This is a genomic window from uncultured Spongiibacter sp., assembly GCF_964011655.1.
Classification (GTDB): domain Bacteria; phylum Pseudomonadota; class Gammaproteobacteria; order Pseudomonadales; family Spongiibacteraceae; genus Spongiibacter; species Spongiibacter marinus.
Genome location: NZ_CAXGPO010000005.1, coordinates 133822 through 144753 on the forward strand (window position 1 = coordinate 133822; position 10932 = coordinate 144753).

Genomic DNA, 10932 nt, shown 5'->3' on the forward strand with positions numbered 1-10932 from the left:
ACTATTGTTTTAGAACCATAAGTCCTCCCTGTTACAGGGTAAAGACTAGCGGTTCAGTAATATTGCCGCTTCTTTGGCAAAGTAGCTCAAAACACCGTCGGCGCCAGCGCGCTTGAATGACAGTAGCGATTCCAAAATGACTGCTTCGCGATTCAGCCAGCCATTGTCGAATGCTGCGCAGTGCATGGCGTATTCCCCACTCACTTGGTAGGCGTAGGTGGGGACACGCAGCTCATCTTTCACTCGGCGAACAATGTCCAGGTAGGGCATGCCGGGCTTCACCATGATCATGTCGGCACCCTCGGCAAGGTCGAGAGCGCATTCATGAAGTGCTTCGTTGCTGTTGGCGGGGTCCATTTGATAGCTGTACTTGTTGCCGCTACCCAGGTTGCCCGCTGAGCCGACGGCGTCGCGGAACGGGCCGTAGTAACTCGATGCATATTTGGCGGCGTAGCTGAGTATGCAGGTATTGATGTGCCCCGCGGCTTCGAGGTTCTGGCGGATGGCGCCGATACGGCCGTCCATCATGTCAGAGGGGGCCACGACGTCGGCGCCAGCATCCGCTTGTGCGAGAGCCTGCTTACACAGTACTTCGGTGGTGATGTCGTTGAGTACATAGCCGTGCTTATCAATGATGCCGTCTTGGCCGTGCGTGGTGTAAGGGTCGAGGGCGACATCGGTAATCACGCCCAGTTCGGGCGCGGCATCTTTGACGGCTCTGATCGCTCGCTGCGCCAAACCGTCGGGGTTGTAAGCTTCTTCGGCGTGAAGAGATTTGCCGCCGTCGCCGACAACAGGGAACAGGGCAATCGCCGGTATGCCTAGCTCGACCAGGGCTTTCGCTTCTTTGGCAAGCAGGTCGATGCTCAACCGCTCGACTCCGGGCATGGACGCCACGGCCTCGCGCCGATTCTCACCCTCGTGGACGAACATCGGGTATATCAGGTCGTCCGGCGTGAGTGAGCTTTCGCGCGCCAAGCGGCGACTGAAATCAGCTGCGCGTAAGCGACGCATCCGCGTGGCAGGAAAAGCACCGCGTTGCAGGGAGGTCGTCATGATTTGCATCCTTGTAATGTGGGATCAGCGAAGGTTGGCGAACACGCGCTCAGCAACATCCAGCGTTTCCTGAATATCGGCCTCAGTGTGGGCCGCCGACATAAAGCCTGCTTCATAGGACGCTGGGGCGAGGTATACGCCGCCCTCCAGCATGCCGTGGAAGAAGCGGTTAAAGCGGTCGGTGTCACAGGCCATGACCTGCTGGTAGTTGCTGATGCGTTTCTCTTCGGTGAAGAACACACCGAACATGGTGCCAACATGGTTGCTGCTCAGGGGAATGCCAGCCGCTTCAGCGCGTGCATGTAAGCCATTAATAAGCATGTCAGTGCGAGCGAAGGGTATGTTGTAGAAGTCCGGCTGAGAAATGGCGTCAATCATCGCCAGACCGGCGGCCATGGCTGCGGGGTTGCCGGACAGGGTTCCCGCTTGATAGACGGGGCCGCTGGGTGCCAGCTGCTCCATAATGTCGCGTCGACCGCCGAAGGCAGCCACCGGCATGCCGCCGCCGATCACTTTGCCCAGGCAGGTGATGTCTGCTGTTACGCCGTAATAGCCTTGAGCGCCTTGCAGGCCAAGGCGGAAGCCGGTCATTACTTCATCGATAATCAGCAGGCTTTGGTGGGCGTCGCAACACTCGCGCAGGCACTCTAAGAAGCCGGGCAGCGGGGGAACGCAGTTCATGTTGCCCGCGACGGGCTCAACGATCACACAGGCAACCTGGTCGCCAAACTCAGCAAACGCCTTTTGTACGCCCTCAACATCGTTGTAACTGAGGGTGACGGTATGCTCGGCGAGTGCGGCCGGTACCCCTGGTGAGCTGGGTACGCCAAAGGTCAGTGCTCCAGAGCCGGCTTTGATTAGCAGGGAGTCGGAATGACCGTGGTAGCAGCCTTCGAATTTGATAATTTTATCTCGCCCCGTGGCACCTCGCGCCAGGCGTATCGCGCTCATCGTTGCCTCGGTGCCAGAGTTCACCATGCGCACCATGTCCATGCCGGGAACGATGTCGCAAAGACGATCTGCCAGTCGTGTTTCTATTTCGGTGGGCGCGCCGAAGCTGAGGCCCTTTTGAATTTGTTCTGTTACCGCAGTAATCACTGAGGGGTTGGCGTGACCGAGCAGCATAGGCCCCCACGAGAGAACGTAGTCGATATAGCGTTTGCCATCGACATCAAAGACATAGGCTCCTTCTGCGCGCTCAATAAAACGCGGGGTGCCGCCAACGGCTTTGAAGGCTCTGACTGGGCTGTTTACACCGCCGGGGATGTGTTGACGGGCTTGCTGGAATAGCTGCTCTGAACGACTCATGGTAGATGCGAGAACCTCAATATTGGGCAGATAAGCGCCGGGTATTATCCCGACTTGGGGCGATTTTTCCTAGGGAAGCGCGACATCTTGTCGTCGGCTTCACTGGGTATACGGGTTTTAAAAGGGTTTGAGTACAACAAGAAATACAATAGCGAACAGCGCAATAACGGGCGCTTCGTTGAACCAGCGGTAAAACACGTGGCCACGTTGGTTCTCGTTATTCGCAAAGCGTTTTACGAGTTTGCCGCAGTATAGGTGGTAAACGATTAAGAAGGCGACAAAGGCCAGCTTAAGCCACAGCCAGCCAGCGTGCAGGTAGTAATTGGGGTTGTACGCCATCATGGCGATGCCAAAGATGACGGTCAACATCGCAAACGGGCTAACGAAGCGGTAGAGCTTTTGCTCCATGGTCGAGAGATGACGCTGGGTGGCGGCGTCTTCAGCCATGGCGTGATAAACAAACAGGCGGGGGAGGTAAAATATGCCGGCAAACCAGCAAACAACGGCAATAATATGCAGGGCTTTAAACCAGAGCATGGGGGTGGGGCTCGCTTATGTTACTCAGCAGTTGGGCGGTAGGTGGCTTTAGCATACAATAGTTGCGCGCTTATTGGGCAGTCTGGCTAGGCTGCTATCTCACTTCTCGCAATTACCCGCAGGCTTTATTGGCATGGAATACAGCATCATTGCTCGCGCTCGTCGTCGCTTGCGTTTGTGGTGGATATTGAACCGTCGTCACACTCGGCGTCAGCTCGGTACGCTGGAAGATTGGAAAATGCGTGCGGTGTTTTGGCTTGGCGCCTTAACTGTGGGGTTGGTGATACAGGGGTTCGCCTGGCTCTCTGAGGAGAGTTTTTCTCTTTTTGAGCACGCGCACTCGCAGTATCCGTATGCGTTTCTGGTGATAACGCCACTCGGCCTGATGGCGATTGTGTGGTTGATGAACCGTTTGGCCAAGGCGTCGCGAGGCAGTGGGATACCGCAGGTGCTGTTGGTGCACAAACAGAGTTATCACTGGCTTCGAGGCCCCTTCCTATCGCTGCCGGTCGCGATATTAAAAGTACTGCTAACCTGTGCCGCGTTGCTGTTGGGGGCAACAGTGGGGCGTGAGGGTCCCAGCGTACATGTTGGCGCCGCGCTAATGTATCAATTTGGCCATTGGGCAAAGTTGAAGCAAAAACAAATTGAAAGCAGCCTGATTGTGGCCGGGGGTGCCGCTGGAGTGTCTGCTGCATTTAATGCACCGTTGGCCGGTATCGTTTTTGCCATCGAAGAGCTGCAGCAGTCGATGGAGGCGCGCACGACCGGGACGTTGATTATGGCAATCATCCTCTCGGGTGTTGTCGTGCTCATGTTTGCTGGTCATTACAGTTACTTCGGCGTGCCAGATGTCACCGCCATGCCGTTTGAAGACTACCCCTTCATTATTGCTGCCAGTGTCGTCTGCGGATTACTCGGTGGTCTGTTCAGTTTCTTTTTGGTCGAAGGAAGTCGTGCGGTGGCGCCTTTGGTGCGAGCGCGACCAATGCGGGTGGCAATGGTGATTGGCGTGGTGTTGGCGCTGATGGGCTTGGTATCCGGCGGCGCGACCATGGGTAGTGGCTACGTGGAGGCAAAAGCGCTGCTGGCTCAGCAAGCGGAGGGCAGCTGGTGGACGGCGTTTGGCCGGATTCTGGCGACGATGCTTACCTATTTCAGTGGTATCCCCGGCGGGATATTTTCGCCCAGTTTAGCGGCGGGGGCGGAGTTGGGTGCATCGATGACGAGCCTCTTCCCCAATGTGCAGGCGACAGCATTGATACTCGTTGGCATGGCGAGCTATTTTGCTGGTGTGGTGCAGCGGCCAATCACCGCCTTCGTGATTGTTTTAGAGTTAACGGGGAATAATCACGATATACTACCGGCCTTAATGGTGAGTGCATTAGCGGCAACGGTCGTTTCAAAGCTGGTAATGCCGCAGCCGGTATACCACGTGCTCGCACAGGATTTAGTTCGCAGTTGGGAGCATTTGCTCAAAAGCAAGCAAGATGATGAGGTCGCTAGCAATACTTCATCGACGACAGATAAGTGAATAGGAGATAGGCCCGTGTTAAAGGTTGGGATTGTTGGTGGAACGGGGTATACCGGTGCGGAGCTGCTGCGCCTTATTGCCGCCCACCCCAATGCTGAAGTGGCAATGATTACCTCAAGGGCCGAAGACGGCGTGCCGGTTGATCAGCTCTTTCCGAGTTTGCGCGGCGTTTGCGACCTTGCCTTTTCGGTGCCCGATGTGGCAGCACTGTCTTCCTGCGACGTTGTGTTCTTCGCGACCCCCCACAACGTTGCTATGCAGTTGGTGCCGGAATTGCTTGCCGCAGGTACTCGGGTAATTGACCTGTCGGCCGACTTCCGTATCCGCGATGCTGCGTTGTGGTCGCAATGGTATAACGAAGAGCATGCCTGCCCAGAATTGCTCTCTGAGGCCGTATACGGGCTGCCAGAGAGTAACAGTGCTGCGATTAAAGATGCTCGCTTAATCGCTTGTCCAGGCTGTTACCCCACGGCAGTGGAGTTAGGGTTTTTGCCGTTGCTTGAACAGCAGCTAATTGACGATCAACGGCTTATTGCCAGTGCGGCGTCAGGCGTGAGTGGCGCTGGCCGGCAGGCGAAGGTGGATACCTTGTTTGCTGAGTTAGATGGCAGCTTTAAAGCCTATGGTGTGGCGGGGCATCGCCACTTGCCCGAGATTGAGCAAGAATTATCGGTAGCCTCGGGCAAGCCCGTGCAGTTGACCTTCACACCGCATTTGTTGCCACAAGTGCGCGGTATCCACGCTACCTTGTACTCAGAGCTGTTGGACCCCGCCGTGGGTTTGGACGAGCTGCAATTTATGTTTGAAAAGCGCTACGCCGATGCGCCCTTTGTCGACGTAATGCCGCTGGGAAGTCTGCCGCAAACAAGGACAGTGCGCGGCGTAAACACCTGCCGTATTGCGCTGCATCGCCCGCAAAACCGCAACACGCTGGTGGTACTGTCAGTGATCGACAACCTCGTAAAAGGTGCTTCGGGTCAGGCCATTCAAAATATGAACCTGATGTTCGGCTTGGATGAGTCAGCGGGCCTGGATGATGTCGCGCTGTTGCCCTAGTGTTTGGTATTCTTGACTGTTTTACTCGGATAAGAGGATAATTGTGTCCTGCCCTTTGGGTAAAAGCAGTGAGGTAAGGTATGTCAGTAGTAGAAGAGTATACGCCGTCAGTTTTGCAGTTAACGGAGCGTGCTGTGGCGAAGGTTAAGCACCTGATGGAAGAAGAGGCGAATGATGACCTCAAGCTTCGGGTGTTTGTCACCGGTGGTGGGTGCTCTGGTTTTCAATACGGTTTTACCTTCGACGAGTTGGCAGAGGAAGACGATACGCTGGTTGAGAAAGAGGGTGTTGTCGTCCTGGTCGACCCGCTTAGTTATCAGTATATTGAAGGTGCTGAGCTGGACTATACCGAAGGCTTGGAAGGCTCGCGTTTTGTTGTTAGCAACCCAAATGCCAGTACCACCTGTGGTTGTGGTTCGTCCTTTTCTATTTAACTCTCGTCTGAGTAAATCTGCGCTGACGCGCATTTAAGATACTGGCGCCAGTCAGTATTTTTTTATGCAATCGCTAAATTCCCTTATTTTTAGTAAGGCTTAATCTAGATCAAGAGTCGCCCTCAGAAAATTCGTTCTAATGGAACCCAGAACGAAGATAACTCCTCATGAGGATGACGATATGAAACAGATGAAAGCATGGGTTCCCCTTCTTCTCGGTAGCTTGGTAGCGCCAATTGCCGCACACAGTTTCGAAGCTGGTGATTGGGTGGTGCGTGGTGGTGTTACCACGACTGACCCGCGGGAAAGTAGCGATAATATCGTTGCGAATGGAAGCCCAATGGCCGCGAAAGTGGGCCTGGACAGCGACACGCAGCTGGGTATTACCGCCGAGTATATGCTGGATGCGAACTGGGGGGTCGAGTTGTTAGCGGCAACACCGTTCGAACATACGGCGACAGGTCGCGGTGCGTTAGCCGGTGTTGATATCGCTACCTTCAAACATTTGCCACCCACCTTGAGCATGGTTTATCACTTTGCATCGGTGAACGGCTTTCAACCCTACGCGGGTGTGGGTTTGAACTATACAGTGCTGTTTGACGAGGACCTGACGTCTGAATTCGAAAGCGCGGTAGACAAGGGCAGTATCGACCTTGAAGACTCATTCGGTATTGCCTTGCAAGTGGGTGCTGACTACCACGTGAACGAGCGTTGGTTGGTGAATGCGTCGGCGCGTTGGCTCGACCTGGAAACTGAGGCCGAAATTCGCACTGACGGTGGCAGTAAGTTCACCGCAGATATCGATGTGGATCCAATGGTTTACACCATTAGCGTGGGTTACAAATTTTAAACGCTAACTTAGCCGGGGTAGATAGCCCCTAGTATGCGGGCGCCTTTGGCGCCCGTTACGCTTGGCACATTGCCGGGCTTGCCGTTGAGCGCGGCATAGGCCAACCACGCAAATGCGGCAGACTCTACTGCGTTGGCCGGAATGCCGAGAGCATCTGTCTTTTCAACGACCATCTCTGATAGTTTTTCTTCAAGCCGCTGCCGCAATGCGCCGTTATATGCTCCTCCGCCACAAAGAAATAGCGATACCTCGCCCTCCAAGTTTTCAGCTTTAATTGCATCGCTCAATGTTACCGCTGTTGCTTCAAGCAGCGTTGCCTGAACGTCGTTGTCGGGTATTGGCGGGAGTGTATTTAGCAGCGCCTTCAGGGTGGCAAGGTTGTAGTGCTCTCGGCCGGTGCTTTTGGGGCCGGTTTGCCGATAATAGGGGTTGTCGAGTAGCTTCTCGAGTAAGCCGGTCTCTACGGTTCCGCTTCGGGCCCAGTCGCCATCGCGGTCGTACTCGCTATTCCTGCGATGTTGAATCCAGCTGTCCATAAGGACATTGCCAGGGCCGGTATCATAGCCGTTAACGCTGCCGTTCTTGTGCAATACAGTGATGTTGGCCATACCGCCGATATTTGCGATCACCCGATTGCTGCCCGCGCGGGAGAAGACGGCCGCATGGAAGGCGGGGACGAGCGGTGCACCTTGGCCGCCAGCGGCGATATCGCGGCGACGGAAGTCGGCAATGGTGGTTATGCCGGTCTCCTCGGCAATTGTGTTTGGGTCGCCAATCTGCAGTGTATATGCCTGCTCGACAGGCCTTTGCGGGCTTGTGGGGCGGTGCCGTATTGTTTGGCCGTGGGAGCCGATGGCGGCGATCTGTTGAGCGTTTAAGCTTTGGGAGCGCAGAAACTGATTCACCGCTTGCGCAAGGGCGAGGGCAAGCTCGCGATCGGCTTGGCCCATTCGCTCAATTTCGTTGTCGCCAGCACTGCACAGTGCGAGTAGAGCGTTGCGAAGCGCACTGGGCAGTGGTGCCTCGGCGGCGGCAAGTAGTTCGCACTGGTTCGCGGTGTCAATCAGGGCAATGTCTATTGCATCGAGGCTGGTGCCACACATCAGCCCAATATATAGCGAGCTGCTCACCCTTCGGAGCCGGGGCTGTTGTAGTTGCGCTGTGCGGCATAGGTGCGCAGCTGTAACTGCAGACCGCTGATCTGTTGTAAAAAGTCCGGCATATCGTTACGCCCGACGCGAGTGGGCGGCGGCAGTTTGTCGACGATCGTGGCGGGGTTGCGATGCACGCCATTCATCAGGAATTCGTAGTGCAAGTGTGGCCCCGTGGCATAGCCTGTTGAGCCTACCCAGCCAATAGTCTCCCGCTGGCGAACTCGTTCTCCGCGAGACACGGCGCGCTTGTGCAGGTGGAGGTATTTGGTCACGTAAGCTTCGCCGTGTTTGATAAAAACGTAGTTGCCGTTTGCTCTTGAGTAGCCGGCCTCCAGCACTCTGCCATCGCCTGCCGCATATACCGGCGTGCCGCGGGGGGCTGCGTAGTCAACGCCTCGGTGCGGGCGTACCGTTTTAAAGACGGGGTGAAGGCGTTTGGGGTCAAAGCGGGAGCTGATGCGGGTAAAATCGAGTGGGGCTCGCAAAAACGCCTTGCGCATGCTCTCGCCGCTTTCCGAGAAGTAGTCGATCTCGCCCTGTTTGTTCACATAGCGGTACGCTTGGAAGGAGTCGCCGCGATTAAAGTACTGGGCCGCGAGGATTTGGCCGCTGCCAAGGTGTTCTCCATTGAGGTAGAGCTCCTCATAGATGACGATGAAATAATCGTTCTTCCGCACATCGTAGACGAAGTCCAGAACCCCGCCAAAAATATTGGCAAGCTCCATGATGATGCTCTGGCTGACGCCGGCTTCTTGCGCTGCTTTATATAGAGAGCTGGTAATGGTCGCACTCGCGACGCGTTGTCGAACCTCTGGGGTTTCGCTGACTTCTGTCGTAGAAAAGCCGGTTACGCCGCGCTCATATATCAGGCTGTTGAGCTTATCAACTTGCAGGCTCATCGCGTCCAGCTTGCCTTGGTCGCTAATCTGAAAGCCGAGTTTCTGGCCGGGGCGAATGCGATTCAATGCCTTGGTTTTCTTAGCGGTGCTTATCAGCTCGTGTAGGTCTTGCGGGCTCAGCTTGGCGCGATTGAAAATGCTTGAGAGCGAGTCGCCTGGCCGAACCTCGATCTCCAGCCACTCGCGCTGCGGTTCTATGGGTGAGAGGGGGTCCGGTTCCTGTTCGCTCGGGCTGATCGGCGTGAGTTCCAGGTTAAGAGGAATCGCTGTGCGTTTGGCCTCGGCATTTTCTCCGGGCAGCATCAGCAGGGAGATCCCCAAGGCGATCAGCGTTGACGCGGCAATAGCTAAATGCCGCCGTGGGAAGCGAGGGCCTTCCCGGAAGGCTGTGTGTCGTTTTTTTTGGCGGTCAAGCATCGTGGTTCCGGGTAAATGTCATTTGGCGTTTTTTTGACCATTATAACAAAGACTTGTGGTGCTATAAGGCGTATTTACCGAATGTTAACGTAATTTCTAGCTTTTGTGGCGCCTGCGGTCTAGGGGCCGCGTTCCATTTTTACAGGGCTTGTTGTATCGTGCTCGGCCCTAGGCAGTCCCTGCCTTTCGCGTCGACGCAGTACCCTGCGTTTGGTATGACAGAAATAGTGAATTAAGGTTCTTTTAAACATGACAAGGCTCGATACTCGGTTACTGGCCGATTTGGAGGCGCGTGGGCTCATCGCGCAAATGACCGGCGAAAACGGTCTTTCGGAGTACCTCTCTGAAGCTCCTCGGACCTTGTATTGTGGCTTTGACCCCACTGCAGACAGTTTACATATTGGCCATTTAGTGCCGCTATTGGCGCTAAAGCGTTTTCAGGATGCCGGTCATAAACCCATAGCGTTGGTGGGTGGTGCGACCGGTTTGATTGGTGACCCCAGCTTTAAAGCACAGGAAAGGCAGTTGAACACGCCTGATGTGGTGGCGGGGTGGGTTGAGCGTTTGCGCTCCCAAATATCGCGCTTCGTGAGTTTTGACTGCGGTGATAATTCCGCGGAGATGGCGAATAACCTGGACTGGTTTGGGCCCATGACAGCGCTTGAGTTCTTGCGTGATGTCGGCAAGCACTTCTCGGTGAATAGCATGATTGCCAAGGAGTCTGTGAAGCAGCGAATCGATCGTGAGGGCTCTGGGATTTCATTTACCGAGTTTAGCTACTCGCTGCTTCAGGCCCTGGATTTTGCAGAGTTGCATAAGCGTCATGGGTGCAGCTTGCAGTTGGGTGGTTCAGATCAGTGGGGGAATATTACAGCGGGTATCGACCTGACTCGCCGAATGCATGGCGGTGCTGTGCACGGTTTGACAATGCCGCTCGTCACCAAAGCTGATGGTACGAAGTTCGGTAAAACGGAGTCCGGCACGATTTGGCTGGATCCGGAAAAGACATCGCCTTACGCCTTCTATCAATTCTGGTTGGGGACCGCCGATGCCGATGTATACAAATTCCTGCGCTACTTCACGTTCCTGAGTGTAGAGCGGATTGCTGAAATAGAAGCCGAAGACGCGCAGGCGGGAGGTCGCCCTCAAGCGCAGCGCGTATTGGCAGAGCAGATGACGGCGCTGATTCACGGCGATGACGGGCTCGCGGCGGCGCAGCGTATTACTGAGGCGTTGTTCTCCGGTGAACTGGCAGATCTTTCGGTGGCCGATCTGGAGCAACTGCGGTTGGATGGCTTGCCCTCGGCTGAGTTGTCGCGAGGTGACTTGCTGGAGCGACCGCTCACGCAGCTGCTTGCCGATGTCGGAATGGCGGCGGGCAAGCAGGTAAAGGATGCGCTGGGGCGAAATGCAGTGTGGGTGAACACTGTCGCTGCGGGTATGGATGACAATATGAAGGCTGCAGAGGTCTTTGCGGCGGAAAAGGCGCTGGGCGATGGCTACTATGTAGTGCGTCTTGGGAAGAAGAAGTACCAGCTGCTGGTGATTCGCTGATCAACCTGCTGCTGTTTTGACCGTTAATTGCTGTAGTTTTGATCGATTGTCATTTTTTTGTAATTAGTTTGTTGCGGTGTGTTGACTCTGGGGTTTGGGTCTCTATAATGCGCCACCTCGCTTACGGAGACGG

General features: G+C 55.3%; 10 protein-coding genes. 5 read left to right on the forward strand and 5 right to left on the reverse strand.

What is annotated here, in order from left to right; genetic code table 11:
• Window positions 1-45: 45 nt before the first annotated feature.
• From hemB to hemJ, 3 genes are all read right to left on the reverse strand, one after another.
• On the reverse strand, window positions 46-1056 hold the full coding sequence (gene hemB, locus ABNS66_RS04525; protein ID WP_348655226.1) for a porphobilinogen synthase: 1011 nt from the start codon (window positions 1054-1056) through the stop codon (window positions 46-48).
• A gap of 24 nt (window positions 1057-1080) precedes the next feature.
• The gene (gene hemL, locus ABNS66_RS04530; protein ID WP_348655227.1) at window positions 1081-2364 is read right to left on the reverse strand and encodes a glutamate-1-semialdehyde 2,1-aminomutase; all 1284 of its coding nucleotides are present in this window, start codon (window positions 2362-2364) and stop codon (window positions 1081-1083) included.
• A gap of 117 nt (window positions 2365-2481) precedes the next feature.
• A complete protein-coding gene (hemJ, locus tag ABNS66_RS04535; RefSeq protein ID WP_027873030.1) occupies window positions 2482-2901 on the reverse strand; it encodes a protoporphyrinogen oxidase HemJ in 420 nt (139 codons plus the stop codon).
• 133 nt (window positions 2902-3034) lie between these two features.
• Here hemJ and ABNS66_RS04540 point away from each other — a divergent pair, with 133 nt between their 5' ends.
• The 4 genes from ABNS66_RS04540 (at window position 3035) to ABNS66_RS04555 (ending at window position 6775) form a co-directional block, all read left to right on the forward strand.
• Entirely contained in the window at window positions 3035-4435 is a 1401-nt protein-coding gene (locus ABNS66_RS04540; protein WP_286696213.1) for a chloride channel protein, read from the forward strand.
• A gap of 15 nt (window positions 4436-4450) precedes the next feature.
• Window positions 4451-5491: an N-acetyl-gamma-glutamyl-phosphate reductase gene (gene argC, locus ABNS66_RS04545; protein WP_348655228.1), complete on the forward strand. Its 1041-nt coding sequence runs from the start codon at window positions 4451-4453 to the stop codon at window positions 5489-5491.
• An 80-nt stretch (window positions 5492-5571) separates the two neighbouring features.
• Complete coding sequence (erpA, locus tag ABNS66_RS04550; RefSeq protein WP_027873028.1) at window positions 5572-5925, forward strand: iron-sulfur cluster insertion protein ErpA; 354 nt, start codon at window positions 5572-5574, stop codon at window positions 5923-5925.
• Between the two features lie 181 nt (window positions 5926-6106).
• A complete protein-coding gene (locus ABNS66_RS04555) occupies window positions 6107-6775 on the forward strand; it encodes an OmpW family outer membrane protein (protein WP_286696211.1) in 669 nt (222 codons plus the stop codon).
• 8 nt (window positions 6776-6783) lie between these two features.
• On the opposite strand, the gene ABNS66_RS04560 is transcribed toward ABNS66_RS04555, so the two are convergent.
• Both ABNS66_RS04560 and ABNS66_RS04565 read right to left on the reverse strand, forming a co-directional pair.
• On the reverse strand, window positions 6784-7905 hold the full coding sequence (locus ABNS66_RS04560; RefSeq protein WP_348655229.1) for an anhydro-N-acetylmuramic acid kinase: 1122 nt from the start codon (window positions 7903-7905) through the stop codon (window positions 6784-6786).
• Window positions 7902-9245, reverse strand: coding sequence for a peptidoglycan DD-metalloendopeptidase family protein (locus ABNS66_RS04565; RefSeq protein WP_348655230.1), 1344 nt, complete (start codon window positions 9243-9245; stop codon window positions 7902-7904). The genes ABNS66_RS04560 and ABNS66_RS04565 overlap by 4 nt, the downstream gene beginning before the upstream one ends.
• A 249-nt stretch (window positions 9246-9494) precedes the next feature.
• Between ABNS66_RS04565 and tyrS the strand changes: the two genes are divergently transcribed.
• A complete protein-coding gene (gene tyrS / locus ABNS66_RS04570) occupies window positions 9495-10799 on the forward strand; it encodes a tyrosine--tRNA ligase (protein WP_348655231.1) in 1305 nt (434 codons plus the stop codon).
• The last annotated feature ends 133 nt before the right edge of the window (window positions 10800-10932 follow it).